The following is a 26,224-nucleotide window of genomic DNA, read 5'->3' as shown; positions in this document are numbered from 1 at the left end:
AATTAGGGCATAAATGTGTCCCATTTGGCCACGCCTGCCGGTGTTGTGGTACACGTATTTGCATATTATTTCCGTGATAGCTCGTGACAAATGCACGAATACGTAGCAGTTGCCGACTACTTACTCGATCCCCGTCTCACCTGACCCAGAAGCGGGAGAGTCTCTCCTCGTTCGACCACGGAACGTCCCCATGGAATGCTCAATTTTCCCACACCGTACTGGGGTAAAATTTCTGAGATGAGACGCTCAATTCGCCCGTGAATGACTTGTTACAACACGTCATCCGGTACATACTGAGCGTCAACTTGCGTTAATATTAAATAGATTTGTGGCGATATACAAATCATGGCTATTCGTTCTAATTTGCTCGCTGAGGGGGTTGAGGATATCATCGAATCAGTCCTCACATCCACGGCGGACGAAGTGTTGGTCGCCAATCCGACGGCCGACGTCATCGAAGGACTTGTCACTGTCGCGACAGAGCTCGGCGAAGGACTCCCACAGATTCGTCTCGTCGCCGACGAGAGTGTCTTGAAGAGCGTCATGGACGACTTCATCATCGCGTCCAACGCCGCAAACCTCGTGGTCGAAGATGTCCTCTCGATGCGGACCTCGAACGGTGCCGTCGAAAACACGCTGTTCGTCACGCCCAACACCGTCGTCGCGCTCGTGGGCGCAGGTGGGAAAGTCGCTGGACTCGTCACCGACGACGAATCGTTCGTCGAGACGGCACTCGAGGCCCACCGGGGCCACTGGGAAGACGCACCCGAGTTCAAACTCCGCACCCCGCCGCTTTCACGTGTCCGCGAGACGCTCGCAGACGATATCGGCAAAGAGACGCTCGACGACTTCGATGCGGTGCTCTCGTCGCTCTCGTCTGCCCGTGGTGACGGCGACGGCCTCGATGAAGTGACCATCTCGCTTCTCGTCGCTGCGCGCAACGAAGTGCTCCTCTACGACATCTCCAAGTGGGGCGAAGACGTCGGAATCGCGAGTAAGGCGACGTTCTCGCGAACCAAGACGAAACTCGAAGAACTCGGTCTCATCGACACCGAAAAGGTCCCCATCGACGTTGGTCGCCCGCGCCTCCGTCTGAAACTCGGCAACGACCAACTCGCCGATTCCGATATCGACGAACTCGCCAGTGCTGCAGAGCAGATGCTCGAAGCATAAGCCGACAGACGGAAAGGCGGTCACGAGACCCCTCGATTTTTCTCTCCACCGTTCTTCGTCGCTTCCATGAACATCGGACTCGTCGGGAGCGGCCCCGCCGCCGAATCGATTCGCGCGGCCTGTTCCGACATCGACGCCACAGTCATCGAGACGACTCCTGATTCGTTCGACGAGGTCGACCTTGGATTCGTCGTCGCAGCGGCCGGTACCGACGCGTTCGACGCGGCAGACGCTGCATCAGGGCGATGGATTGCCGTCGAAATCGGTGGTGTCGGCGGCCACGCCCTCGCCGACATCGACGCGTCCGTCTCTGCGTTCGACCACACGAGTGCCGACTTCGCTGACCTTCGCGCCCGCGTCGCATCGACCACCGAATCGAGTGGCAAACCGTCGGGTGACCGGGCGGCAGTTCGCCTCGCTGGCGCGATTGCCGGTCGCCGAGGCATCTCGCTTCTGTCTGGTGACGACGTCGCAGGGACTGTCGTCGAGGTTCCCGGTCGTGAACGGTCGCTTCTGCCGACGCCGTCGCCGACCGACCGCGACCGGACAGTCCGCCGAGAGTTTCGCGCAGTCGCGTTAGACGACGCACTTTCGCGGGCGGAGATAGCGGTCGACGACCGTCTCGGTATCATCACGCAGGTCGGTGAGCGAGAGTCCTTCCCGCTGCCGTACTACATGGCCCAGACTGCCGATACGACAGTGTACTCGGATACTCGGGCAGCAGAACTCGCTGGCGGTGCGGCAGCAGGGTGGGACGAAGCGTACATGAAGGCGCTGGGTGAGGCACTCGAACGATATTCGGCTGGCGTCTATCGGTCGAGTGAGTTCACCGTCGCTCCTGCAGCGTCCCGACCGGGTGCGATCCCGCCGAGTCGGTTCGTCCGGCCTGACTCCTCCCGTGACCCAGACCCGAACGAACCGATTCAGTGGGTCGACGGCGAGCACCTCTCGACCGAACAGCGGGTCTCGCTTCCGGCAGAGTTCGTCCACTACCCACCACCGAACGAGCGACACAAGCCGTCGATTACGACGGGGCTCGGCCTCGGCAACTCCGGGACTGAGGCGATACTCTCTGGCCTCTACGAGACCATCGAACGCGACGCGACGATGCTCGCGTGGTACTCGACGTTCGACCCACTCGGCCTCGACGTAAACGACGACGAATTCGAGACGTTGGCGTCACGGGCTCGGTCAGAAGACCTGGCGGTGACGGCGCTGTTGGTGACACAGGATATCGACGTGCCAGTCGTCGCCGTCGCCGTCCACCGCGACGACGAGTGGCCGAAGTTCGCGATGGGGTCCGGTGCAAACCTCGACGCGAACAGCGCGGCTCGATCGGCACTCGCAGAGGCACTCCAGAACTGGACCGAACTTCGAGCGATGGGTCCAGAGCAGGCAGCACAACAGGGTGGTGCGATTGGGACGTACGCCGACTTCCCATCGGAGGCCGAAACGCTCGTCGACCCCGATTCGACCCTCCCTGCGGATGCTGTCGGTCCGGACGAGATTCCGGAGGGGACAGACGAACTCGACGCTGTCGTCGAACGCGTCGCCGACGCTGGCCTCGACGCGTACGTCGCACGAATCACACCAAGAGACGTCGAACAACTGGGCTTCGAGGCAGTGCGCGTGCTGATTCCCGAGGCGCAACCGCTGTTCATCGGTAAACCATTCTTCGCCAAGCGTGCCGAGTCCGTCCCGCGCGAACTCGGATTCGAACCTCGGTTAGACCGGCAGTTCCACCCGTTCCCGTAAGGTCTGAAGGGCTGACAGCCGACACGAATCGAATCGTACGACGGTGTGCCGGACACCCGCGAATCGCCGTACGATGACAGTTAACGCACAAGCCTGCTGGCCGCGGATTGGTATATGAACCTTCGGTGGCGACGACGAGAAAACAGCGGGACGGTGAACGCAGAATGAGAACTGGAACCCGACCGCTTGGAGTCCTCAGACTCCGAATGTCGCCCGAAGCATATCACGCGTTCCCGGCCCAAGACCGACTGCGAGGACGGCGACGAGGAGCAAGATAGCGTAGCGGGGACTCTCATCGAATATCTGGTCGTCGAACACCCAGACGACGGCCGTCGCCGCGACGATTTTGACGAGCAAGAACGGCCACGCGTCGCCCGTGATGGCGAGGATAGATTCGGGGAGCGTCGAGGCGGTGATTTCTACGATACCTCTGTTCACCGGGTGTTTCGGAACGAGGTTGTTTCCGGCACCGAGCGCAGTCATCCAGTCGAGGCCGATGACGTTCGCCACGCCGTCGACAGCGTGGCCCCAGATGATGACGAGACCGATGAGACCCGTTCCAGCGTTGACTTCGGGTGCGTAGCGTTCGATAAGCCACCACGTCACGCCGGCAGTGAGTGTCGCTCCAAGGAGGATGACGACGAGCACCTGCGGGTAGAACGTCGCGCCGTTCGTGCCCGTGATGCCGATGAACAGAAGGTAGGCGAGTGTAACCGCGAGGACGGCAGTACCGGCACCGAACAGGGGTTTCACGTATTCGTCGACGATACCTGCGCGTTCAGCGAAGACACTCCCGACGACGGCGACGAGTGTAATCGCGAAGACGGTGACGTAGATGACGGGGCTGATGACCAGCGTGTTCAGCGGGTAGGAGATGAGCGCGTCCACGGTCCCGGGCGTGTCGTTCGCGTCCTCGACGACGCGGAACGCGCCGCCGAAGAACATGAACGGGATGAGCGCGTAGAAAAACCGCGGTTTCTCGCCGATTTCGAGGCGGCGAAGCAGGAATACCACGCCTGTGAGTGCGATGATGAGCGTGACCATGTACCCGACTTCCGAGACGAGCGTGTAGCCGGGATACGCGACTGGTTGGGCCGCAGCAGCACACGCCGAACTGCTTCCGAGATACTCGGTGACGCCGGTTGCCCGAGTTGCACAGACGGCCGAGTTCGCGTCGGCTTGTACTGGCCCCCAGAAATATTTCCAGATGAAGCCGTCGTAGACGACACGTGGGAACGCGAGCGACCCGCCGACGAGTGCGACGAGGATGGCCACGACGCCGACGCCCCAGAGGCGTTCGGGGTCGAGACCAAATTGCTCTGCTACCGTTGACATAGCCGAAATCCCGACGGCGGGACTGTTTAGGGTTCCGGTCTCTCGCAGTCTTGGCGCACGGCCCCACGCGGGGTGTGGATAACCCCAAAACGAGCGATTTGGCCCAGAAAACGACCGTTAACGCCGGTTGCAGTGGTGAGAGAGCAGCAACAGTCAGTCGAAACTCAGGATTCGTCGGTGGGTTCGTCGAGTGGTAAGACCGGGTCGTCGTACTCTGTTCCGAGGATGACCATCGTCTGCGACCGAGAGAATCCTTCGAGTTCAGCGATGTGGTCGAACATGAGTTCACGGAGTGCGTCGGTGTCTTCGGCGTAGACTCGCAACATCACGTCCCACTCTCCGGTGGTCAGGTTAATCTCTTGGACGCCTTCGATTTCGCGGAGTTGTTGGAGTGCCTCCTTCTCACGGCCCTGTTTGACTCGGAAACCGACGAGTGCCGAGGTTCCAAGCCCGACCTTCCGCGGGTCGACGTGTGCGTGGTAGCCTTGGATGACTCCAGCGTCTTCCATCCGCCCGACCCGGTCGTGGACGGTCGCACTCGACATGTCGATTTGGCGAGCGATCTCACTGAACGGCGTCCGCGCATCCTCCATCAAGAGGCGAAGGATAGCCCGGTCCGTGGCGTCGAGTTCCATACGCCCAGTACTGATGGGGTTAACTTCGCATTTGCGGAAGAACAGCGACGTGTGGCGCTCGTTACAGGTCTTCGATTTCACGGGCCGCTTCGAGAACGACATCGTGGATGTGACCGTTCGACGCGACGAGTCCAGCCGAGTCGTGTCGCCACTCGTTCCCTTCGAGGTCGGTGACCGTGCCGCCGGCCATTCGGACGAGATGGACACCAGCAACCGAGTCCCACGGATTCGCTCGTTTGTTCGTGATGACGCCGTCGAGGCCGCCATCTGCGAGGAACGAGAGGACGACCTGCATGCTCCCATACCGGCGCAAGTCGCCGAATCGACTGACGATTCCCCGAGTCGCGGCGGCGTACTCGTCGCGGGCGTCGTAATCCCACCAGAACGTCGGACAGACAGTACACGTCTCTGGGTCGTCGCGCTGACTCACGGAAATCTGTTCACCGTTTCGGTAGGCGGCCTGGTCGTCGGCAGCGTACAGGTCCTCGAACGCGGGGAGGAAGTTCGCGGCAGCGACGGGTTCGCCATCGAGAACGGCGGCCACTGCAGTTGCCCAGATGGGAACGTCGCGGACGAAGTTGTTCGTCCCGTCGATGGGGTCGATGACCCACGACGGCCCCTCGTCTGGGACCGCCTTCAGTTCGTCTTCTTCTTCACCGACGATCGCGTCGTCTGGAAACGCCCCACGGATGCGTTCGACGACCCGCCGCTGGGCTTCTCGGTCGGCCTCTGTTACCACGTCCGTCTTCCCGTCTTTCGTCTCGACGGTGACGTTCGTCCGGAACGCACGGCGAGCGACTGCACCGCCATCACGTGCCGCGCGCTGCGCACGGTCTGCACGGGCACCGAGTTCGTTCATGTTCGTGACAGTATCCGGCAGTGGCCTATAACCATCGACTGGCGTGCAATCCACGATGAACCCGCAAACTGGCCACTGGAAATGCTCGCTGCGGCCAGGTCAGCACCGGCCCCTTTCCTTATCAGGGAGAATCGTCTACCGAACTGTTGTGAGCGATACAGGTAACATCCCGGAGAGCGTGCGTGATGAACTCATTTCGGCGTTCGACGGCGCGCGCGATGCAGTCCGAAGTGGCGATACTGCGGCTGCACGCGACTGTCTCGCTACGGCGTCCCGCCTCCTCGATAACGACGTCCCACCCGGGCCAGTCGCTGAACAACTCCGACACGGTATCGATGCTGCCGAACGGACTGCCGCGGACGAACCGGTCGTCGCGTCCGAGTATCTCCGGTTGGTACGGCGACTGCTCGACACGTCAGCAGACGATTGAAGAACGAACCCGTTGGTCAGGGGTCAGAAAACGGAAAACGCCAGAACTCGCAATTAGAACCCGGACGGAAGACGTTTTCCACAACCCTCACAGCCTTTTTCGGTTTCCACCGACTTCCCGAACTCCGATTCCTCGTGGTCCGGTACTTGGCTTTCCCGCCACTCACTCGCAGAGTGGTTAACGGGGTTGCTTCGGTTCCTCTTCGGCACTTTGACCTCGTCTTCCTTTTACGAAAGACTCGGTGTTCGTGTCGATCCCATTCCTCTGCATCTTGCGACGCATACCATCGTTGACGGTTATCCCGCCATCCAATGGATTCGGTTTGGTCATCCGGTACGCCCTTGCGCTTCCGGCAACACTATAGTATGCTCGATAACATAATGAATGTTTCTGATAAAATCCGATAGCTCAGTTTTGATTGAAATTCAGGTCGACAAGCTGGTATCTTCGTTCTCATTTTCACTGATTTTATCGTTCCCAATTATCTGCTCAAGGTGCCCCTGTGTGTTGGTTTTTATGGGAAATATGGTCTGTTCACAACGAGTGGCGAGCCACGAGGCGAACACTGTCTTCGACTGTGACACACGTGCACACATTCAGCAAAAATAGGGAGGTTTTTTGATAGTAATTAATCTGATATGAGTGTCGTGTTTCGTGTGCCGATGACGGGGCAGACTGTCGGCTGACATAGTGCATGTCGTCGTCTCTGTGGTCGGACGTGGATGTGGGCTGCACAAGTGTGAGGGGGAGGGATTTGAACCTCGGTCGCAACAAGTTGCTCCCTGATTCAAATCCCTCGTGCGCACTCGGCACTCCTCATTTCATTCTCACCAGAACACGTTGTGTTCTGGTTTGCTCGTGACTCTCAGTGAGAGTCACGAACGTTGGCACAAGTGCGAGGGGAGGGATTTGAACCCACGGACTCCTACGAGAGCGGATCTTGAGTCCGCCGCTTTTTCCTGACTTAGCTACCCTCGCGCGTACCCGCGACGATGCGGATTCGACTCTGAACGAGTCGTATTTGATTTTCAGTCTTTGCTATTATAAATGTTGTACGAAAGCCGTTTTCGAACGTGAATGAGTGGCAGACCGACCGATGATGCGCCCTCGTTTCGGAACGATAGTGAAACACGACAGGAGCACTCGCTCTCCTACCAACTCTCATTCGAAAACCAATGCCGTGAATTGCCAGACTCGGAGACGACGGGTCGAACTCGTGGTTGTCACGACGCGTTCGGCCCGTTCGCCACTCTCGTGTCGAGTGCTGATTGGCGGTTCGATTGTCACGCCATTGGATGCAACGCCGGACTCGACCGACCTGCCACCGTGTGCGAGGTGTCCAACACGCAGCGCACTGGGTTCGAATCGTGGCCGCCGGCCGGGTGTGGTCCGGTCGATGGGTTCGGGGGTGTGTTCCCCGGATGGGTGAATTTCACTGATACCACGGCCCTCGTGCAGTCACCGCAGTTGCGGGTTGACGTTGGTCGGGTGCGGCGGTCAGTGGTTACTCATAGACGTGTCGGCACTTCGTTATGTGTTGCATAGCTGACTGTACTGGAAGACAGACTTTCTGGAATCGACGAACGAGTGGAAAAGACAGAGAGTGGAAATCTCGTCGCTGACGCGTCTGTCCGTGGGGTATTCACGACCTAACCTCGGCAACTGGCCGGTACTCTGACTCAGTTGAGAAAGGAGAGTCGCCGGGCGTCACGCGACGAGTCCGACGTGCTCGACGACGAGCACCGTGCCTGCGGCGATGCTGACGACTCCCGCCGCCGCACGCAAGACCCTCGTTCCGCCGAGGGCCATGGACCGTCGCCACAGCACCGAGACGGTTGCCATCGTCGCCACCGTCAGGAGACTAAACGCCGAGAGGAAGGCGATAGCTTGCCCCATTCCGGGTGCCGCAGAGACCATCACGACGACGAGCGCCCCGCTTCCGGCGAACCCGTGCAAGATGCCGACTGCGAACGATTCGTCGTGGACGTGACTGTGTTTCGTTCCCAGAGCGACGTCTCCGAACGCGAGATGGTGGTGTCGGCGCTCGTCGTGGTCGTGCCCTCGGAGTGTTGGAACAGAGACGTTCGCGGCACGAAGGAGCATCCGCACTCCGAGGCCGACAAGCACCGCACCGACAGCGAGTTCGAAAACGTGCGTCACTGACGCTGGCAGGCGAACATCGAGTACGACGAACAACAGTCCGACGGCGACGATTGGAATCGAATGGCCGACTCCCCAGGATGCACCGACGAACCCCGGGGGTTCGTCACCGTCCACCATCGAGGTGACTGCAGCGAGGTGGTCGATTTCCAGCGCGTGGCGAATGCCGACGACGCCGCCCGCCACGAGCGCGGCTGCAAGTGCCATCGGCGTATATTCTACTGACGGAGCCTAAATATGGCGTGCATTGCGGCGAACGAGTACGAGACTGGGGCGCACCCGCTACTCACTCGCTCGGTACTTCACAGGTCGCACCGATGGTGAGGCCCTCAGCATCGATGTACGACGACAAACAGGCGTAATTGCAGAATGCTCCCGCAGGGACGCGCTCGTCGTCTTCGACTTCTTCGACGAACACCGGGTCGTGTCGCCACACGTCGCATCCACAGTAATTACACTCGACTACTGTCTCGCTCATACTCCAATAGAGGCCCGCGTGCGTGTAAAACCCGTCGCAGGTTGACCTTCACCTACCGATGGAATTACTGGGAGTGCCAACCTGTTGTTCCCATGGACGAACACACGCGTGACCCGAGTGTTGCCCCGCCACTTGGGAACCCAACGGGGTGGAACGGAGACACCCGAGTGTGGGAACACGCGACGCTCAGACGGGCGGTCGAACACGGCGTTCGCCTGTTCAACGCGAGTGACTTCCACGAGAGTCACGACTGTTTCGAAGACGAGTGGTACAACTACGGTGCAGGAACCACAGAGAGCGCCTTCCTCCACGGGATGGTGCAGGTGGCCGCAGGCGCGTACAAACACTTCGACTTCGAGAACGACGTGGGGATGCGTTCGTTGTTCGAAACCGCACTTGAGTATCTCCGAGGCACGCCGAGCGACTTCTACGGTGTGAACGTCGACGACGTTCGCACGACGCTTCGGTCGGCACTTGACGACCCGTCTGTCCTCCATGGATGGCACATCACGCTGGACGGCCAGCAGGCGACTGCGTACCCTGCAGATTACGAGTACGCGCGGCGACTCGACCACTGAAAACCGACAGACGATGTCTCTATTCGACTGAAAAATCTATACGAGACGACAGTCGGGCAAATCTAAAAGGACTTTACCTTCTAGTTCTAGGAGTCGGCAATGCGAATCTACGAACTCGGTGACGGCACCCCGGAAGTGTCAGTCGTCGGGTCGATTCACGGTGACGAACCGTGTGGCGCTCGTGCCATCGAACGGTTCGTTGCTGAAGACCCAGACGTCGAACGTCCGGTGAAACTCATCATCGCCAACGAGGAGGCACTCGAAGAAGATGTTCGGTATCTCGACGAGGACCTCAATCGTGCGTTCCCCGGCGACCCACACGCCGAGAGCCACGAACGGCGGCTCGCCCACGACCTCGGGCGGGAGGTTCGCGGCACGACTGCCTTTTCTATCCACTCGACGCAGTCGTACGCCGAACCGTTCGCCATCGTCGACACCGTCGATGCAATCGCTCGGTCTATTCTCCCCCGCCTCCCGGTCGATGTCGCCGTCGAGACGAACAACTTCGCCGAAGGCCGACTCATCGAGCACGCCCACACCATCGAAGTCGAAGCGGGCCTCCAGAAGTCCGACGAAGCGGCCGAAAACGCCTACTGGCTGATTCGGGCGTTCCTCACGGCGACGAACGTCTTACCTGCTCCTGTCGTCGCCGGCGGCGGTGGCCACGGTGGGTCGGCGTCTCAGACTGACGACGACCGACTGAAACTCGCCGCACCCGAAGAGAACAGCCTCGACGTGTTCAAACTGCTCGAACGACTTCCGAAACCAGAAGCGACCGAGTACGAGGTTCTCGCGACCAACTTCACACTCGTCGAGAGAGGGGAACTGTTCGCGCGCGCGGACGACCAACTGTTCGAAGCAGACGAGGACTTCTACCCCATCTTGCTCTCTGCGTACGGCTACAGCGACATTTTCGGCTACGCCGGCGAGAAAGTCGGCACGCTCCCGTAGCACGGTACGAACCGAGTGTTCGCCTGCTCAATCGAGTATTCGAGCGACTGCGTCTTCGACCGATTCGACTCGTTCTGGGGCGGTGTCTGGACCATCGTCACCAACGTGAAACGCCTCCCAACCGGCGCGACGGGCACCGACGATATCCTCGAACGACTCGGTGTACCGGAGGAGCGTCAAATCGAGGTCGAAGAACACGGCAGTCGTCATGACTGACAGGAAAGTCCAAGTTCTGAAAAGGGTGGGCTACTCGCTGGCCGCTTCGAACTCGACGAGCGTCAGATTCCGGTCGAGATAACAGTGTTCGTGCGGTGGGTCGCCGATGATTTCGCTGATGCGGTACTCCTGGTCGAATTCGGCACCCTCGGGGACACAGTACTGGTGACTCGGACACTCCGTGTGGGGGCACGGACCTTGCAGACTCGCTTTGCTCCCGGCGTAGGCACCCTTCGACGGAACGTTCGCCTGGACAGCAACCGTTTCGACTTCCACGGCACGGACGCCCTCGTCGTGGACGGCGCAGTCGAGTACCTGCGTGTTCTCGCGGACGTCGACGACGCGGTATCTGACGCCTTCCGTGAGGTTGAGACACTGTCGTCGGTACGGACACCCCTCACAGGCGGCCGATTCACCGTGATAGACGAATTCGGTTCCCGAGTCCGTCAGGCGGGCACCGATGAGTGTGACGGAGGTCATGCCTCTCCGTTCATCCGCGGTGCGGTTAAGGTTCCCGCCCGGTCAACTCGTCGAGTTTGTCGAAGTACTCCTCGCGTGGAATCTGGTAGGCGCTTCGGTAGTCGATGTCGCCGTCTGCGAACCGCCGAGCGATGTCTGTCGCCCCCGCGACGGCCGCCTCCCGCGAGTCGAACGCTTCGACGTGCACTTCGATTTCGGGTTCCATGTAGAGGACGGCGTGCCACGTGTCGGTTCGTATCTGCGTCGCGCCGGGGCGCTTCGCCCGCGACCCGTTCCAGACGAAGATAGTCGGCATACACGCTGCGGGAAACGACGACTCGTTGAACACGTCTGGGCGATACGCGAGGATTCGCCGTCCCTCGGGTTCGTCGTTCCAGAGCGTCCACCCGCCGGGCAGGTCGGTCATATAGTGGTTTTTCGTTCGTGCGTCCTAAGACTTCTCGCTTTTATCCGTGATTGGTTGAGTTCGAGCTGGATATTCATACTCGAAGTAATACTTTTACCGACAGTTACTGAACAGTAACTGGTATAACCCGCCTGTCGTCTCGCTCGACGACGCAAGATGACCGGCGAACGATTCCGAGTGACGGTGGACTCCACACATGACGCACACTGATACGCCCGATTCGCTCTCGGATGGTGAAGCACGCCGCGAACTGTACGCGTTGATGCACGAGAGTACACCGCCGAAGGTGGCGTTAGAGCGCGTCCTCAGCATCGGCTCGCGATACCTCGACATCGACCACGGCCACATCGCTGACGTCGACCGGGCGACGAACCGATGGGAGGTCGTCAGTTCGACTGACCCACCTGATGGCCCGTATCCCGAGGGACTCGCGGTCGATTTTGACTCCTCGTACTGTCGACGAACGTTCAAGCAGTCGACTCCGCTGGCGTTGCACGACGCGGGAAATCAAGGCTGGGAGGACGACCATGCGTACCAACTCCACCAGCTCGACACCTATCTCGGGATCCGCATCGATATCTTCGACGAACCGTACGGGACGATTTGCTTCGTCAAGAAAGACAAACGAGACGAAGCGTTCTCAGAGTCCGAACTCATCTTCATCGAGTTGGCCGGACAGGTTCTTCGGCAGATACTCGAACATTCGTATCACAGGAAGGACCTCGCCAACCGCAACCGTCTCATCGGGGTTCTCAATCGGGTTCTCCGACACAATCTCCGCAACGACTTGAACGTCATCCACGGATACGCGGGGTTGCTCGAGCAACGAACGTCCGGAGACGAGCATCAGTGGGCACAGATTATTCAATCGAAGACCAGCGAACTGCTTCGCCTCGCCGAGAAGAGTCGGAGGTTGGAGCAGTTGACCCAGAACGTTCCGATTTCGAGACCGACCGACATCGTTCCGCTCGTCGACGAGGCGGTCGCGGATGTCCGAAGCGACTATCCGAAAGCCACACTCTCCCTCGACGCACCGGACGAGGCAGTCGTGTTTGCCTCGCCACAGTTTGCTGCGGCGATTGGGGAAGTACTCGAAAACGCAGCGAGGTTCGCGGGCGAGGAACCCGAAATCGAAGTCGACGTTCGCTACGATGAAGACGAAGCGATCGTCGAGATCAGCGACGACGGTCCCGGGTTGCCTGCTGACGAACAACGGATACTCACCGGTGGTGACGAACAACCATTGGCACACGGAAGTGGCCTGGGCCTCGTCCTGGTCTTCTGGGTGATGACGAATCTCGACGGAGAAATCGACGTTTCTGCGACGTCTCGTGGGACGACGATTTTCCTTCGGTTCGAACGACCAGCCGCGGCGTCAGCATCCGCTGACACACTCGACGACTAGAACTTCGGTTCAACGAGACGAAATCGACGTCGCTCGAGAGCGTCGAGTCCCGAGGGGCCCCCGCTAATCCGTCGATAAAACGTCCTATCAAATGGGACATGAATTCTAGATACCACGATTAACGAGCCCAGAAGGTTGCTGAATTAGCGATTAAACCGACATACGTCGCCGCTCCAGAGAGTCACCGAAGCTGGTATGGATTCGGAATAAACGACTCTTTTACCACATCGTTGAACTTTCTCAGAGAAAGCGTTATATGTTAACGTCCCTCATAGGGTGGTAGTCTCGGTCACCGGACCGAGCGAGTCGCCCCGCGCACCTATCCATCGCCGATTCTGTCGCCAGTCGCCGTCCCGTCGCTCGCGCGGAGCGGTGGCGTTGCCCAACGAACCGCTTCCCGTAGTCTGTCGCTACGTGTCGTCGTCGTCGTTTGGTGGCGTCTGTGACCCACTCGGGCACATCGCCTCTGGTCGTCTTCGGATGGCCGGTCCGACGAGGCTCCACGAACAATGACCGGCGAAATTGAAACACTCGCAGACCTGAGCAAACACTACAGAGACTCGGTTCCCGCGGACCTCCGCGAGGCAAAGAGTTTCGAGTGGTATCTCGAAGAGGTCTACGCAGACCCGAAAATCGCTCGCAACGCCCACCAACGCGTGGCGGACATGTTCGACTTCTACGGCACCCGTTACGACGAGGACGCGGGTGTCGTGGAGTACCTCTTGGCCTCAGAGGATTCGTTACACGACGGAGAGAACGTCTTCTACGGCCGCGAAGTGCACGAGTCGATACACGAGTTCGTCAACAAGGTGAAATCAGGGGCCCGTGGCCTCGGCCCAGAAAAACGCATCAAACTCCTCTTGGGGCCAGTTGGCTCCGGGAAGTCACACTTCGATTGGCTCACTCGACGCTACTTCGAAGATTACACCATGCGCGACGATGGTCGCATGTACACCTTCCGGTGGATCAATCTCGGCGACGTCATCCGCGACCAGGACCCCTCTGACAACGTGGTCCAGTCGCCGATGAATCAGGACCCACTCGTGTTGCTCCCCCAGGAACAGCGCGACATCGTCATCGAACAACTGAACGAGAACTTCGATGCACCGTACACCATTCGGAACGACCAGGCGCTCGACCCCGCCTCGGAGTTCTTCATGGACCGACTGCTCGCCCACTACGACGACGACCTGGAGTCGGTGTTGGAGAACCACATCGAAATCATCCGCCTCGTCGCCTCCGAGAACAAACGACAGTGCGTCGAGACGTTCGAACCGAAAGACAAGAAGAACCAAGACGAGACGGAGCTGACCGGCGACGTCAACTACTCGAAACTCGCGGTGTACGGCGAATCCGACCCGCGAGCGTTCGACTACGCGGGGGCGTTCTGTAACGCCAACCGCGGTATCTTCTCCGGCGAGGAACTGCTGAAACTCCAGCGCGAGTTCCTCTACGACTTCCTGCACGCCTCACAGGAACAGACCATCAAGCCGAAGAACAATCCACGTATCGACATCGACCAGGTCATCGTCGGGCGGACGAACATGCCCGAGTACAGGGAGAAGAAAGGCGACGAGAAGATGGAGGCGTTCAACGACCGGACGAAACGCATCGACTTCCCGTACGTCCTCGAGTACGAACAGGAGGCCGAAATCTACCGGAAGATGCTCCGGAACGCCGACGTTCCAGACATCCACGTCGAACCCCACACGCTGGAGATGTCCGGGTTGTTCGGCGTCCTCACCCGTATCGTCGAACCCGACTCGGACACGATTACGCTCATCCAGAAGGCGAAAGCCTACAACGGCGAGTTAGACGACGGTGACGACATCGACGTGCGGAAACTCCGCGAAGAGGGCGAGAAGAAAGCCGACATCGCCGAAGGTATGGACGGCGTCTCTGCTCGCTTCATCGGCGACGAGATTGCAGAGGCCATCATGGACGCGACCCACCGCGGGCGCAAGTACCTCTCGCCGCTCTCGTCCTTTACCCACCTCGAAGAGAACTTGGAGAACCACGGGTCGATTCCCGAAGAGAATCTCGAACGGTACCACCGGTATCTCGAGATGGTCCGCGAAGAGTACAAAGAACGCGCCATCGAAGACGTTCGCCACGCGCTCGCCTACGATATCGACGAGATTCGCCGACAGGGTGAGAAGTACATGGACCACGTCATGGCCTACATCGACGACGCGACGGTCGAAGACGAACTGACCGGCCGCGACCAGGAGCCAGACGAGAAGTTCCTGCGCGCAGTCGAAGAGAAACTCAACATCCCCGAGGACCGCAAAGACGACTTCCGGCAGGAAGTCTCCAACTGGGTCTCGCGGCGCGCACGCGAAGGAACCTCGTTCAACCCACAGGACAACGACAGACTCCGCCGTGCCCTCGAACGCAAACTCTGGGAAGACAAGAAACACAACATCAACTTCTCGGCGCTCGTGAGCGCGAACGAACTGGACGACGACGAACGCAACGCGTGGATCGACGCGCTCGTCGACCAGGGGTACTCGCGTGACGGTGCCCGGGAGGTGCTCGAGTTCGCCGGTGCGGAGGTGGCAAAGAGCGAACTCGAAAGCTGATCATGCGAGATTACATTCGCGACGCTGACGAAGCCCTTCGCGGCACCTACGAGGAACCGATGACCCTCTCGGAGTACGTCGAAGCGGCGTTCGAGTCACCCTCTATCGCCTCGCACGCATCGAAGTATCTCGTCGAAGCCATCGAATCGATGGGCACACGAACCGTCGTCGAACAGGGCGATGAAAAAGAGCGATTCCGCTTCTTCGACGACCCTGCCAACGACGGTGAACACGCCGTGCTTGGAAACACCGAGGTGCTGAACGCGTTCGTCGACGACCTGCGGACCATCGCTGCTGACCGTGGCAAAGCCGAGAAAATCATCTGGTTCGACGGGCCGACGGCGACGGGGAAATCCGAGTTGAAACGCTGTCTCATCAACGGTCTCCGAGAGTATTCGAAGACCGATGCCGGACGGCGATACACCGTCGAGTGGAACGTCTCGAACGCCGACGACACCCGTGGGTTATCGTACGGGGGCGAAGTCGAGTCTGACGACGAAGATTGGTACGAGAGTCCGGTCCAGTCACACCCGCTTTCGGTCTTCCCGAGCGACGTTCGGAAACGCCTGCTCAGAGACCTCAATCGGACCAACGGCGACCACATCCCCGTCGATGTCGACGAAACGCTCGACCCGTTCTGTCGCGAGGCGTACGTCTTCCTCGAAGAGGAGTACAGACGCGCTGGCCGACAGGACCTCTTTAGCGCCGCGACCGACGAAAAACACCTTCGCGTGAAAAACTACGTCGTCGACGTGGGGAGAGGCATCGGCGTGCTTCACTCCGAAGACGACGGGTCTCCCAAAGAGCGACTCGTCGGGTCGTGGATGCCCAGCATGCTCCGCGAACTGAACTCACGCGGGCGAAAGAACCCACAGGCGTTCAGTTACGATGGCGTCCTCTCGCAAGGAAACGGCCTCCTCACCATCGTCGAAGACGCCACCCAGCACGCCGACTTGCTCCAGAAACTCCTGAACGTCCCCGACGAGGGACACGTCAAACTGGACAAGGGCATCGGGATGGATATCGACACACAACTCGTCATCATCTCGAATCCCGACCTCGACGCAGAACTCGACAAGTTCGCCGACAGAAACGGACGCGACCCGCTGAAGGCGCTCAAACGACGCCTGAACAAACACGAATTCCGCTATCTGACGAACCTCTCGTTGGAAGCAGAACTCATCCGCCGCGAACTGACCAACGAGACGAGTGTCTGGACCGGCGACCCCGAGACGCTGGCCAAACGCGTCGCAGAAGCGGTCACGCTCGACGTTCGAGAGGGGCCGGGGTCGGTTCGGACGCGCGAACTTGCACCACACGCCATCGAGGCAGCAGCACTCTACAGCGTCGTGACGCGCCTCAATCCCGAAGATATCCCGCTCGACCCGGACTTCGAGTTGAATCTCGTGGACAAGGCGCTGTTGTTCGACCGAGGCTATCTGCAAGTCGGCGACCAGCGTCGCGAAGTCTCCGCATTCGACTTCATCGGCGACGGCGAAGGGACACACGGCATTCCCGTGACGTTCACTCGCGACGTTATCGCGGACTTACTCCACGACAGTCGCGACCGACGCCACCCTGACCTCGACGTGTCGGCGGTGGTCATGCCGGACGACGTCCTCGAAGCGATGGTCGAAGAACTGCCAGACGCGCCCGTGTTCTCACGAGCGGAGTCCTCAGAGTACGAAGGCCGAATCGCGATGGTCAGAGGGTACATCGCCGACCAACAGGAGACGGACGTTCTCGACGCAGTGTTGGCCGACAAAGGCGTCCAGCGGGAGACGGTCGAAGAGTACGTCGAGCACGTCTACGCATGGGCCTCCGGTGGCCAGTTAGAGACCGAACACGGCCCAGTCGACCCGGACCCACTGCTCATGAAACTCTTCGAGACCGAACATCTCGGCCGGTTCTCGGCGAGCGAATACAAGGGGAACGACCCCTCGGAGGCTGTCGAAACCTTCCGAAACGAGAAGGTCATCACTGCGCTCAACCGCTACGCGTGGGAGAACCGCGACGAGGGCTTTACCGTCTCAGACGTCGACCTGACCAGGATTCCAGTCATTCGGACGGTTCTCGAAACCCACGACTGGGAGGACGTGCGCCGTCTCTTCCCCGACTTCGACCCGCGTCAGTGGGCCGACCCGCCGGCGAACACCGAGACGGCCCGTCTGAAAGACCGAACGATAGCAGAGATGGAAACCCGCGGCTACTCCGCCGCGTCGGCCGAACTCACGAGTCGTGCCGTGATGAAGGAGGTGAGTCACAGATGGGACTGAGAGACGATTTAGAACGATTCCGTGAAGTCGGCGAACAGCGCCGTGAAGACCTCAAGGAGTTCATCTCCTACGGTGACCTCGGCGCGTCGGGTGCCAAAGACATCAAGATTCCAATCAAGGTCGTCGACCTCCCGGAGTTCCGCTACGACCGCCTCGACATGGGCGGCGTCGGACAGGGGAAAGGCGGGACCCCAGACGTTGGCCAACCGCTCGGTCAACCACAACCCGCACCCGGCGAGGGTGACGACGGCGAACCGGGAGAAGAAGGGGCCGAACACGAGTACTACGAGATGGACCCCGAGCAGTTCGCCGAAGCGCTCGACGAAGAACTCGGCTTACAACTCGAACCAAAGGGGAAGGAAGTCATCGAAGAAATCGAAGGCGACTTCACCGACATCACCCGGACCGGCCCGCACAGTACGCTCGATTTCGAGCGCCTGTTCAAAGAAGGTCTCAAGCGAAAACTGGCGATGGACTTCGACGAAGATTTCGTCCGCGAGGCGATGAAAGTCGAAGACACCACCGCAGACGACGTCTATCGCTGGTGTCGCGAGAACAACATCCTCGTCTCACTGGCGTGGATAGACGACGAGTGGAGTCGCATTCCCGACGACGAACGCGACAGATGGGCGTCGTTCGAAGAGATGGAAGAGAACGTCGAGCGGACGACGGTCGTCCAGCGCATCCGCCGCGATGGACTGCGAGAGATTCCGTTCCGGCGTGAAGACGAACGGTACCGCCACCCCGAGATAATCGAGAAGAAACGCTCGAACGTCGTCGTCGTCAACATCCGCGACGTGTCGGGGTCGATGCGTGAGACGAAACGCGAACTCGTCGAGCGCACCTTCACGCCACTCGATTGGTATCTCACGGGGAAGTACGACCACGCAGAGTTCGTCTACATCGCCCACGACGCAGAGGCGTGGGAAGTCGAACGCGAGGAGTTCTTCGGCATTCGCTCGGGTGGGGGGACGCGAATCTCCTCGGCCTACGAACTCGCGAACGAGATTCTCCAGGAGCGCTATCCGTGGCGCGAGTGGAACCGCTACGTCTTCGCCGCCGGCGACTCCGAGAACTCCTCGAACGACACCAAAGAACGTGTCATCCCGCTCATGAAGGAGATAGACGCGAACCTCCACGCGTACGTCGAGACACAACCCGGCGGCACCGCAATCAACGCGACGCACGCCGAAGAAGTCGAACGAACCCTCAGTGACGAAGGGAACGTCGTCGTCGCCTACGTCTCCCAGCCCGACGACGTCATCGACGCGATATACCGCATCCTCAGCACGGAGGCGACAGCAGAATGAGTTTCAGACGACACCGCAGAGACGCACAGAAAGAAGCCGCCCGCCTCGACGAACCGGTTCGCGAAGCGGGTGCGCTCGCCCGCAAACTCGGATTGGACCCCTACCCGGTGAACTACTGGGTGGTCAACTACGACGAGATGAACCAACTCATCGCCTACGGTGGATTCCAGGAGCGGTATCCACACTGGCGGTGGGGAATGGCGTACGACCGCCAGCGCAAGACCGACCAGTTCGGCATGGGCAAGGCGTTCGAAATCGTCAACAACGACGAACCGGCGAACGCCTTCTTACAGGAGTCGAACTCGCTGGCCGACCAGAAGGCAGTCATCACACACGTCGAGGCGCACTCCGATTTCTTCAACAGAAATCAGTGGTTCGGCATGTTCTCCGACGAAGGCCAGTTCGACGCCGCCGCGATGCTCGAACGCCACGCGCAGGCGATCGAACGCTACGTCCAGAACCCGGACATCAGTCGGGACGAAGTCGAGAAGTTCATCGACGCGATTCTCTGTCTCGAAGACACCATCGACCAACACCGGTCGATTCGCGAGGCGGCCAAAGACTCAGACGGGCGCATCCCCGAAGACATCCGCTCGCAACTGAAGAACCTGAACATCTCCGACGACGTTCGACGAGAGGTGTTCGACGACGCGTGGGTCGACCAACTCGAGGAAGCAGAACGAGAAGCAGCGAAAATCACTGCCCCACGCAAAGACGTGATTGCGTACATCCGCGAACACGGGATGCGGTTCGACGACGAGACGGGGAAGGCCGAACCGATGGAACCGTGGCAGAAAGACATCCTCGACATGCTTCGCGAGGAGGCGTACTACTTCGCCGCCCAGAAGATGACGAAGGTCATGAACGAGGGCTGGGCCGCCTACTGGGAGTCGCTCATGATGGGCGACGAGCGGTTCGCTGACACGGACGAGTTCATCACCTACGCCGACCACCAGTCGCGCGTCCTCGGGTCGCCCGGCCTCAACCCGTACAAGTTGGGCAAAGAACTCTGGGAGTACATCGAGAACACGACGAACCGCGCAGAAGTCGCGGACAAACTGCTCCGCGTGAAGGGAATCACGTGGCGAAACTTCCACGAAGTGGTGGACTTCGGCGAGGTGCAACGCCTCCTGCAGACTGACCCAGTCATCGACGGTATCAACGCCGAGACGGTGGACGAACTCGCCGAACTCGGACCGGACGACCCACGGGTCGACCACGAGATGCTGGACAGAGTACTTTCCGGCGACGAGTCCATCGACATCGACGCCTACCCGTGGAAGGTGCTGTCCTACGAGGGACTCGCAGAGCGACACTACTCGCTCGTCAAACCGCAGAATCGTGGCTTCCTCAGTCGTATCCGACGGTCCGAACTCGAACGGCTGTCGCGATACATGTTCGACGACAACCAGTACGACAGCGTCGAGGAAGCCATCGACGCAGTCGACAAGTCGGTTGGGTGGGACCGTATGCGGGAAATTCGTGAGAGCCACAACGACGTGACGTTCCTCGACGCGTTCCTCACCGAGGAGTTCGTTCGCACGAATCACTACTTCGCCTACGAATACTCACAGTCGTCGCGGCAGTTCCGCGTCTCATCGACGGCGTACGAGGACGTGAAGAAGAAACTGCTGTTCCAGTTCACGAACTTCGGCAAGCCCACAATCGCCGTCTACGAGGGGAACTTCGACAACCGAGGCGAACTGCTCCTTGGCCACCAGTACAACGGCGTCATCCTCGACGTGAAACAGGCACGCGGCGTCCTCGAACGAATCTACCATCTGTGGGGACGCCCGGTCAACCTCATGACCATCACCAAAGAGTTCGACGAACACGAAGTCGAAGTCGCTCGTCGTCGCGGACGAGAACCGACGCCGGTCGAACGCCCGGTCCGAATCCGGTACGACGGAAGCGAATTCTCCGTCCACGAACTGGACCCCGAACTCGAAGCACGTATCGCAGCCAGCGATATCGACTACGACACAAAACCCGATGACTGGCTCTAAGAAGGGTGATGCGGCCGTTTGATTCCCAGGACGACGGGACGCTCGACGAAGCGGTCATCCACGACGTACTCCGAAACGAACGCCGCCGACTCGTCCTCGAACGACTGCACGAAACCGGCGACACGCAGGCGGTCGGTGAGCTCGCAGAACACATCGCCGAAGTCGAATCGGGCGAGTCGCCGCCGCCACGAAACGTCCGACAGAGCGTCTACATCTCGTTGCATCAGACGCATCTCCCCAAACTCGACACGCTTCACATCGTCGCCTACGATTCGACGGCGAAGATCGTCTCACTCGGACGGAGCGCCGTCGAACTCGACCCGTATCTCCTGGATGGTCGGAAGGACCGACCGTACGCGATGCTCACGTTCACGACCTGTCTCGTCGGGCTCACGCTCGTCCTCGCTGGCTGGATGGGAATCCCGGTCCTCGCAGGTATGGACCCGCGTCTCGTGGCCGTCGTGACACTCGTCCTCGTCGCACTGGTCAGTGGACTCGAACTCGGACTGTTGACGCGAAATCGTATCTAAGTCGTTACGCCATCCACATGTTGTCGCGCGATTTGTCCACGCGAGCGACACCAATCGTAAGCAGCGTCAGGAGCGAAAACGCGATGAGCGAGAGTCGTGGGATGGTTAGCATCCCGCCGACCATCGGATAGAGGATGTCCGCACACGGCCCGCCGACGGTACAGGTCGCACCGGGAGCGACCTGTAAGTACGTGTGGTAGCTTGCGAGTGCGACGCCGCCGAGCGAGAGTGGTAACACAGTTTTCCAGACGCTCCCCCGGTCTTCGATGGCGGCGACGCCGAGAACGACGACGAGTGGATACATCAGGATACGCTGATACCAACAGAGGTCACAGGGTGTCAGGCCGAGTCCGAGGCTGAAGTAGAGACTGCCAGCGGTCGCTCCGAGGGCGACGAGCGTGCCTGCAGCGAGTATCGTGCGAGTCGTATCGCTCACGGGAAATGCACCTCCTCGCTGGGTGTCGCGTCGACGACGCGTCGTCGGTTCGAGGGCAGTACACCACTCTTCCAGTCCTGAATCACGTGACGGGCCATGGGCTGAATTCAGCGTTGGCAGACGATACGAGGGAATCTACCTGAAGCCATCGGCTAGGCAGAGTGGAACAGAGAGCGGCCCTTCGCCACACCGGGGGACGACCGGCGGGCGAATCTTCGGGGGCCGACTCGCTTGAGAACGGTTTGCACCGAACCAGTGCATCTTGATTGGTGTCTCAGTGGATTATGAATGTTGTCCCGGTTCGAGACTCTCGGTTCACGACAGGTACACCACGAGTGCGCCGCCGAGAATCCCGCTCGTGACGAGGAGTGCACTCTTTCGTGCAACTGGTGCGAGGAGCGAGCGGTCGATGCTCGCCGCGAGGAATATTTTCACGAAGATACTCGCTGCCGTTCCCGCCAGCACACCGGCGATTGCGGTTGTATTTCCGATGCTCCCGGTGCTGTAGAGGGTGACAACTGTCGTGACGACGGACCCACTGGAGACGAACCCGCCGAGGAAACTGGTCACGATGAACCCTGTCGCACCGAAGTACTGCTGTGCCGCCGCCGAGACGAGAAGGACGACGAGGAAGAACAGGCCGAATCGCAGGGCTCCTTTGAGGCTAAACGGCGACTCGAACGACACGTCGAGGTCCATCCCCCACTCGCGCGAGTGCAACGCGTAACTCATGCCGACGAGGGCGATGAGGCCAAGTGGGATACCGACCTCTAACGCGATTTCGGGGACGAACACGACGATGAGCGAGAGGTTTCGAACGGCCATCGCTGAGTCAGCCATCAAGATGGCGCCGACTGCGAGCGGTCGAATCGACGGATTCCGCTGTGCTCGCCCTGCAATCTCGCCGATGACGGCCGTGGAGTTGACGAGGCCACCGAAGAATCCCGTGATGGCGATGCCGCGTTCGCCGTACCGTCTGATGATGATGTAGTTGACGAACCCGATTGCACTCACTGCGATGACCAGCAACCAGACGGTTCGTGGGTTCACTGCGTTCCACGGCCCCAGTGGTTCGTCCGGAAGCAATGGGTAAACGACGAACGCGATGATGGCTAACTCGATTGCACTCCGGACTTCGTCGGAGGTCAGTCGGTGGGCGAACCCGTGGAGTTCCCGCCGGAGGGCCAACAAAAGCGACGACGTGAGGGCGACGATGACCCCCTCGAGGACGTAGCCGCCAACCACTGCCGCACCGACTGCGTAGGCGACGAGCAGCGACGTCGATGTCGTCAACGACAAACTCGCACTGATAGTGCTATCGGAGTTCTCCGGGTCGGTTGCCTCGAACAGGTCCAACTCTGACGTATCTGCGTCGGGTTCGTCGCGGGTGGTGCTTCGCTTGACAATCCCACGTGCGCCGAGCAACGCCGCCTGAACGACCACGAGCAACCCGCCTGCCGCCAGCAAGGCGTTGCTACCGATTGCCACCGCGATCCCGCCGACCAGACTCGTCAGTGTGAAGGTCCGCATTCCGGCGGATTTCCCGGATCGCTCGCGTTCCAATCCGAGGAACATCCCCAATGCCGCCGCGATGAATAGTCGGACGACGACTGGGTCTATCGACTGGAATACCTCCTGGACCATTACATCACCATGGGAGGACCTGCCGGTGGCTGGCGGGGAGTCATACTATATATTTTATGTAGTTTTGTGAGGATAAAAGCGTGGTTGCAATTCCGAGAGGTAGAGAGGGGTGGGTGGGGGAGAAATGCTCGGTAGGGGATTTGAACTCCACTCGCTCGGCTGACGCCTCGCTCGCTAGTTCAAATCCCCTCGTATCGCATTTATTCTCACAAGAACCGAGAGACACAGAGGTCTCTCGGAGATTTGTGTTCGAGAGAAGTGCTCGGTAGGGGATTTGAACCCCTGTCCTCGGCTCGAAAGGCCAAGATGATTGGCCGGACTACACCAACCGAGCTTCTGCATTCACGAGTGACCGCTGGATTAGTTTAAACGTTGCGTTCCGTCGCGGGTGAGTGAGAGGAACCCACTCACGGCAGGCGATTACTCGCCGGTGAATTCAGGGTCGCGGTCGCTCGTGAACGCCGCGATCCCTTCCATCAGGTCCGTGGTGGTGAAGAGCAAGCCGAACGCCTGCGCCTCGACTTCGAGGCCGGCTTCGGTGTCTTCCCAGCCGTTGTGCATCGCGCGCTTGGTGTAGCGCTGTGCAACCGGCGGGCCCTGTGCGAACCGTTTGGCGTACTCGAACGCCTGCGTCTCGAAGTCTTCGTTGTCGACGACTTCGTTGACGAAGCCGTAGTCGGCCATCGTCTCGGCGTCGTAGCGCTCGGCGCTGAAGATAATCTCCTTCGCTCGGCCGGTGCCGACGATGCGCTGGAGACGGACGGTGCCGCCCCATCCGGGGAGCAGACCGAGGTTGTGTTCGGGTTGGCCGAACTCGGAGCGCTCCGTGGCGATGCGGAGGTCGGCGCACATCGAGAGTTCCATCCCGCCGCCGAGACAGAAGCCGTCGATGCCAGCGACGACGGGCGTATCGAGCTCTTCGAGTTTGCCGAAGGTCTGTTGGCCTTTCCGCGAGAGTTCGACGCCCGTGACGGGGTCTGCACCACCTGCGGCGATGCTCGTCACGTCTGCGCCGGCGGAGAATGCTCGGTCGCCTGCACCCGTCAGGAGGACGGCGCGAACCTCGTCGTCGTCAGCGAGCACGTCGAGGGCGTCCGAGAGTTCGTCCAGCAGTTCCGTACTGATGGTGTTGAGACGGTGGGGTCGGTCCAGCGTGATGTGACCGACGCCGTCGCGAACCTCGACAGAGATGTCGTCGTACGAGACGGACTCGCCGCCGTCCTCGTCGTCACCGTAGAATCCGTTGCCGGAGTCGGCGAGGTCACGGATGTAGTCGACGGCCTCGTAGCGGTCTTCGCCGGTCTCGTCGTGGAGTTCGTCGAGCGTGTCGACGAGCGTCGCGATGCCGGCGGTGTCGGCCATCTTCGCGGGGCCGTCGGGGAAGCGACCACCGAGTTTGACGGCGCGGTCGATTGCGTCGGCGTGGGCGACGTCGTTGCCGATGAGGCCGGCGACTTCGTTCGCCATGACGCCGAGGAGGCGATTCTTGACCGCCTCGCTGCCTTCGCCGTGGGGGACCTGTGCGCCCTCACCGCCTTCGTAGTCGTAGAAGCCTTTGCCGCTCTTCTGGCCGAGGTTGCCTTCTTCGACTTTCTCCGAGAGGAGTGGGCACGGCTTGTAGGCGTCACCGAGCACTTCGTGCATGTATTCGAGGACGTGGTAGCCCACGTCGATGCCGACATAGTCGGCGAGTTCGAAACTCCCCATCGGGAGGCCGAGGTCGTACTTCGTCGTGGAGTCGACTTCGGCCATCGTCGCGTCGCCGGAGTGGACGATCCACGCCGCCTCGTTCATCAGGGGAACGAGGATGCGGTTGACGATGAATCCGGGGCTGTCCTTGCGGACGCGGACGGGCGTCTTGCCCATCGTCTCTGCGAGGTCCTCGATGAGTTCGAGCGTCTCGTCGGCGGTGTGTGCGCCGGAGATGACCTCGACGAGGTCCATCCGAACCGGCGGGTTGAAAAAGTGCATCCCGCAGAAACGCTCGGGGCGCTCTGTCACTTCCGAGAGTTCGGTAATCGAGAGACTGGACGTGTTCGTCGCGAAGACAGTGTGGTCCGGCGCGAACGCTTCGAGGTCCGTGTACACCTCTTTCTTGATGGACATCTTCTCGGGGACTGCCTCGATGACGACGTCAGCGTCGGCGACTGCCTCTTCGAGGTCGACGACCGGGGTGACGCGGTCGAACGCGGCGTCTGCGTCTTCCTGCGAGAGTCGGTCTTTCTCGGCGAGTTTGTTCAGCGACCACTCGATCTGGTCGTAGCCTTTCTGGACGAACTCGTCTTTGATGTCTCGGAGCACGACGTTGTACCCGGCGAGGGCCGCGACTTCCGCGATGCCGTGGCCCATGTTGCCCGCACCGAGAACGGTGATGGTGTTGATATCGTCTACCTTCATGGACGAACGTTACAGTGTGCATTGGTTTCAACGTTTCCATCGAGTGAAAAGTAAACGCATCATACGTTTATTTTAGAGTTTGGATGTGAGCGAACGTTAGCGCTCGTAACGACTGATATGTGTCGGGTGTTCACCTAAATACTCCAAATTGTGGAGTTACGTCTCCAAACTGTCCTCCCAGA

22 protein-coding genes and 2 tRNA genes are annotated in these 26,224 nt (G+C 60.1%); 11 read left to right on the top strand and 13 right to left on the bottom strand.

Going from position 1 to position 26,224, the window contains the following annotated elements; genetic code table 11:
- Window positions 1-345: 345 nt before the first annotated feature.
- Entirely contained in the window at window positions 346-1,173 is an 828-nt protein-coding gene (gene tbsP, locus ACK3SC_RS15640; RefSeq protein ID WP_416841125.1) for a transcriptional regulator TbsP, read from the top strand.
- Between the two features lie 66 nt (window positions 1,174-1,239).
- Window positions 1,240-2,928 (top strand): YcaO-like family protein, encoded by a 1,689-nt coding sequence (locus ACK3SC_RS15635; protein ID WP_416841124.1) that lies wholly within the window; start codon window positions 1,240-1,242, stop codon window positions 2,926-2,928.
- A 195-nt stretch (window positions 2,929-3,123) separates the two neighbouring features.
- Here the strand turns inward: ACK3SC_RS15635 and ACK3SC_RS15630 are convergent, their stop codons facing one another.
- From ACK3SC_RS15630 to ACK3SC_RS15620, 3 genes are all read right to left on the bottom strand, one after another.
- Complete coding sequence (locus ACK3SC_RS15630) at window positions 3,124-4,263, bottom strand: DUF63 family protein (RefSeq protein ID WP_416841123.1); 1,140 nt, start codon at window positions 4,261-4,263, stop codon at window positions 3,124-3,126.
- A 164-nt stretch (window positions 4,264-4,427) separates the two neighbouring features.
- Window positions 4,428-4,898, bottom strand: a complete 471-nt coding sequence (locus ACK3SC_RS15625; protein WP_416841122.1) for an Lrp/AsnC family transcriptional regulator — start codon at window positions 4,896-4,898, stop codon at window positions 4,428-4,430.
- Window positions 4,899-4,959: 61 nt separating this feature from the next.
- Window positions 4,960-5,757 (bottom strand): inositol monophosphatase family protein, encoded by a 798-nt coding sequence (locus ACK3SC_RS15620; protein WP_416841121.1) that lies wholly within the window; start codon window positions 5,755-5,757, stop codon window positions 4,960-4,962.
- A gap of 148 nt (window positions 5,758-5,905) precedes the next feature.
- Here ACK3SC_RS15620 and ACK3SC_RS15615 point away from each other — a divergent pair, with 148 nt between their 5' ends.
- Complete coding sequence (locus ACK3SC_RS15615) at window positions 5,906-6,187, top strand: hypothetical protein (RefSeq protein WP_416841120.1); 282 nt, start codon at window positions 5,906-5,908, stop codon at window positions 6,185-6,187.
- An 894-nt stretch (window positions 6,188-7,081) separates the two neighbouring features.
- On the opposite strand, the gene ACK3SC_RS15610 is transcribed toward ACK3SC_RS15615, so the two are convergent.
- The 3 genes from ACK3SC_RS15610 to ACK3SC_RS15600 all read right to left on the bottom strand — a co-directional run bounded on the left by ACK3SC_RS15610 (window position 7,082) and on the right by ACK3SC_RS15600 (window position 8,825).
- Window positions 7,082-7,165, bottom strand: a tRNA-Leu gene (locus ACK3SC_RS15610).
- Window positions 7,166-7,894: 729 nt separating this feature from the next.
- Entirely contained in the window at window positions 7,895-8,554 is a 660-nt protein-coding gene (locus tag ACK3SC_RS15605) for a high-affinity nickel-transporter protein (RefSeq protein ID WP_416841119.1), read from the bottom strand.
- 79 nt (window positions 8,555-8,633) lie between these two features.
- Window positions 8,634-8,825, bottom strand: coding sequence for a hypothetical protein (locus ACK3SC_RS15600; RefSeq protein ID WP_416841118.1), 192 nt, complete (start codon window positions 8,823-8,825; stop codon window positions 8,634-8,636).
- A gap of 92 nt (window positions 8,826-8,917) precedes the next feature.
- Here ACK3SC_RS15600 and ACK3SC_RS15595 point away from each other — a divergent pair, with 92 nt between their 5' ends.
- Window positions 8,918-9,403, top strand: a complete 486-nt coding sequence (locus ACK3SC_RS15595) for a DUF309 domain-containing protein (protein ID WP_416841117.1) — start codon at window positions 8,918-8,920, stop codon at window positions 9,401-9,403.
- 99 nt (window positions 9,404-9,502) lie between these two features.
- Entirely contained in the window at window positions 9,503-10,354 is an 852-nt protein-coding gene (locus ACK3SC_RS15590; protein WP_416841116.1) for a succinylglutamate desuccinylase/aspartoacylase domain-containing protein, read from the top strand.
- 27 nt (window positions 10,355-10,381) lie between these two features.
- Here the strand turns inward: ACK3SC_RS15590 and ACK3SC_RS15585 are convergent, their stop codons facing one another.
- The 3 genes from ACK3SC_RS15585 to ACK3SC_RS15575 are packed head-to-tail and all read right to left on the bottom strand — an operon-like array spanning window position 10,382 to window position 11,456.
- Entirely contained in the window at window positions 10,382-10,564 is a 183-nt protein-coding gene (locus ACK3SC_RS15585) for a hypothetical protein (RefSeq protein ID WP_416841115.1), read from the bottom strand.
- Between the two features lie 36 nt (window positions 10,565-10,600).
- Entirely contained in the window at window positions 10,601-11,050 is a 450-nt protein-coding gene (locus tag ACK3SC_RS15580) for a UPF0179 family protein (protein WP_416841114.1), read from the bottom strand.
- A 25-nt stretch (window positions 11,051-11,075) separates the two neighbouring features.
- The gene (locus ACK3SC_RS15575) at window positions 11,076-11,456 is read right to left on the bottom strand and encodes a DUF5820 family protein (RefSeq protein ID WP_416841113.1); all 381 of its coding nucleotides are present in this window, start codon (window positions 11,454-11,456) and stop codon (window positions 11,076-11,078) included.
- 196 nt (window positions 11,457-11,652) lie between these two features.
- Here ACK3SC_RS15575 and ACK3SC_RS15570 point away from each other — a divergent pair, with 196 nt between their 5' ends.
- The 6 genes from ACK3SC_RS15570 (at window position 11,653) to ACK3SC_RS15545 (ending at window position 21,565) form a co-directional block, all read left to right on the top strand.
- Entirely contained in the window at window positions 11,653-12,861 is a 1,209-nt protein-coding gene (locus ACK3SC_RS15570; protein ID WP_416841112.1) for a sensor histidine kinase, read from the top strand.
- 509 nt (window positions 12,862-13,370) lie between these two features.
- A complete protein-coding gene (locus ACK3SC_RS15565; RefSeq protein ID WP_416841111.1) occupies window positions 13,371-15,443 on the top strand; it encodes a PrkA family serine protein kinase in 2,073 nt (690 codons plus the stop codon).
- Window positions 15,440-17,719, top strand: a complete 2,280-nt coding sequence (locus tag ACK3SC_RS15560) for a PrkA family serine protein kinase (RefSeq protein WP_416841241.1) — start codon at window positions 15,440-15,442, stop codon at window positions 17,717-17,719. Before ACK3SC_RS15565 ends, ACK3SC_RS15560 begins: the two co-directional genes overlap by 4 nt.
- The gene (locus ACK3SC_RS15555) at window positions 17,710-19,029 is read left to right on the top strand and encodes a YeaH/YhbH family protein (protein ID WP_416841110.1); all 1,320 of its coding nucleotides are present in this window, start codon (window positions 17,710-17,712) and stop codon (window positions 19,027-19,029) included. The genes ACK3SC_RS15560 and ACK3SC_RS15555 overlap by 10 nt, the downstream gene beginning before the upstream one ends.
- Entirely contained in the window at window positions 19,026-21,035 is a 2,010-nt protein-coding gene (locus ACK3SC_RS15550) for a SpoVR family protein (protein WP_416841109.1), read from the top strand. Before ACK3SC_RS15555 ends, ACK3SC_RS15550 begins: the two co-directional genes overlap by 4 nt.
- Window positions 21,036-21,043: 8 nt before the next feature.
- Window positions 21,044-21,565, top strand: a complete 522-nt coding sequence (locus tag ACK3SC_RS15545; RefSeq protein WP_416841108.1) for a hypothetical protein — start codon at window positions 21,044-21,046, stop codon at window positions 21,563-21,565.
- A gap of 4 nt (window positions 21,566-21,569) precedes the next feature.
- On the opposite strand, the gene ACK3SC_RS15540 is transcribed toward ACK3SC_RS15545, so the two are convergent.
- The 4 genes from ACK3SC_RS15540 to ACK3SC_RS15525 form a co-directional block, all read right to left on the bottom strand.
- Window positions 21,570-22,001 carry a disulfide bond formation protein B gene (locus tag ACK3SC_RS15540; RefSeq protein ID WP_416841107.1) on the bottom strand — a complete coding sequence of 144 codons (432 nt, stop codon included), beginning with the start codon at window positions 21,999-22,001 and terminating at the stop codon, window positions 21,570-21,572.
- Window positions 22,002-22,316: 315 nt separating this feature from the next.
- A complete protein-coding gene (locus tag ACK3SC_RS15535; RefSeq protein ID WP_416841106.1) occupies window positions 22,317-23,645 on the bottom strand; it encodes an MgtC/SapB family protein in 1,329 nt (442 codons plus the stop codon).
- 259 nt (window positions 23,646-23,904) lie between these two features.
- Window positions 23,905-23,979: transfer RNA gene (locus ACK3SC_RS15530), tRNA-Glu, on the bottom strand.
- An 86-nt stretch (window positions 23,980-24,065) separates the two neighbouring features.
- Window positions 24,066-26,042, bottom strand: coding sequence for a 3-hydroxyacyl-CoA dehydrogenase NAD-binding domain-containing protein (locus ACK3SC_RS15525; protein ID WP_416841105.1), 1,977 nt, complete (start codon window positions 26,040-26,042; stop codon window positions 24,066-24,068).
- Window positions 26,043-26,224: the final 182 nt, after the last annotated feature.

Source organism: Haloferax sp. DFSO52, from assembly GCF_048158745.1.
Taxonomy (GTDB): domain Archaea; phylum Halobacteriota; class Halobacteria; order Halobacteriales; family Haloferacaceae; genus Haloferax.
This window is presented reverse-complemented; position numbering and strand designations above follow the sequence as displayed.

Coding starts and splice junctions, on each gene's coding strand:
- ACK3SC_RS15620 (WP_416841121.1), bottom strand. CDS start 5,757: ATGAACGAACTCGGTGCCCGTGCAGACCGTGCGCAGCGCGCGGCACGT.
- ACK3SC_RS15600 (WP_416841118.1), bottom strand. CDS start 8,825: ATGAGCGAGACAGTAGTCGAGTGTAATTACTGTGGATGCGACGTGTGG.
- ACK3SC_RS15635 (WP_416841124.1), top strand. CDS start 1,240: ATGAACATCGGACTCGTCGGGAGCGGCCCCGCCGCCGAATCGATTCGC.
- ACK3SC_RS15575 (WP_416841113.1), bottom strand. CDS start 11,456: ATGACCGACCTGCCCGGCGGGTGGACGCTCTGGAACGACGAACCCGAG.
- ACK3SC_RS15535 (WP_416841106.1), bottom strand. CDS start 23,645: ATGGTCCAGGAGGTATTCCAGTCGATAGACCCAGTCGTCGTCCGACTA.
- tbsP (WP_416841125.1), top strand. CDS start 346: ATGGCTATTCGTTCTAATTTGCTCGCTGAGGGGGTTGAGGATATCATC.
- ACK3SC_RS15585 (WP_416841115.1), bottom strand. CDS start 10,564: ATGACGACTGCCGTGTTCTTCGACCTCGATTTGACGCTCCTCCGGTAC.
- ACK3SC_RS15545 (WP_416841108.1), top strand. CDS start 21,044: ATGCGGCCGTTTGATTCCCAGGACGACGGGACGCTCGACGAAGCGGTC.
- ACK3SC_RS15565 (WP_416841111.1), top strand. CDS start 13,371: ATGACCGGCGAAATTGAAACACTCGCAGACCTGAGCAAACACTACAGA.
- ACK3SC_RS15605 (WP_416841119.1), bottom strand. CDS start 8,554: ATGGCACTTGCAGCCGCGCTCGTGGCGGGCGGCGTCGTCGGCATTCGC.
- ACK3SC_RS15555 (WP_416841110.1), top strand. CDS start 17,710: ATGGGACTGAGAGACGATTTAGAACGATTCCGTGAAGTCGGCGAACAG.
- ACK3SC_RS15570 (WP_416841112.1), top strand. CDS start 11,653: ATGACGCACACTGATACGCCCGATTCGCTCTCGGATGGTGAAGCACGC.
- ACK3SC_RS15595 (WP_416841117.1), top strand. CDS start 8,918: ATGGACGAACACACGCGTGACCCGAGTGTTGCCCCGCCACTTGGGAAC.
- ACK3SC_RS15590 (WP_416841116.1), top strand. CDS start 9,503: ATGCGAATCTACGAACTCGGTGACGGCACCCCGGAAGTGTCAGTCGTC.
- ACK3SC_RS15550 (WP_416841109.1), top strand. CDS start 19,026: ATGAGTTTCAGACGACACCGCAGAGACGCACAGAAAGAAGCCGCCCGC.
- ACK3SC_RS15630 (WP_416841123.1), bottom strand. CDS start 4,263: ATGTCAACGGTAGCAGAGCAATTTGGTCTCGACCCCGAACGCCTCTGG.
- ACK3SC_RS15625 (WP_416841122.1), bottom strand. CDS start 4,898: ATGGAACTCGACGCCACGGACCGGGCTATCCTTCGCCTCTTGATGGAG.
- ACK3SC_RS15580 (WP_416841114.1), bottom strand. CDS start 11,050: ATGACCTCCGTCACACTCATCGGTGCCCGCCTGACGGACTCGGGAACC.
- ACK3SC_RS15525 (WP_416841105.1), bottom strand. CDS start 26,042: ATGAAGGTAGACGATATCAACACCATCACCGTTCTCGGTGCGGGCAAC.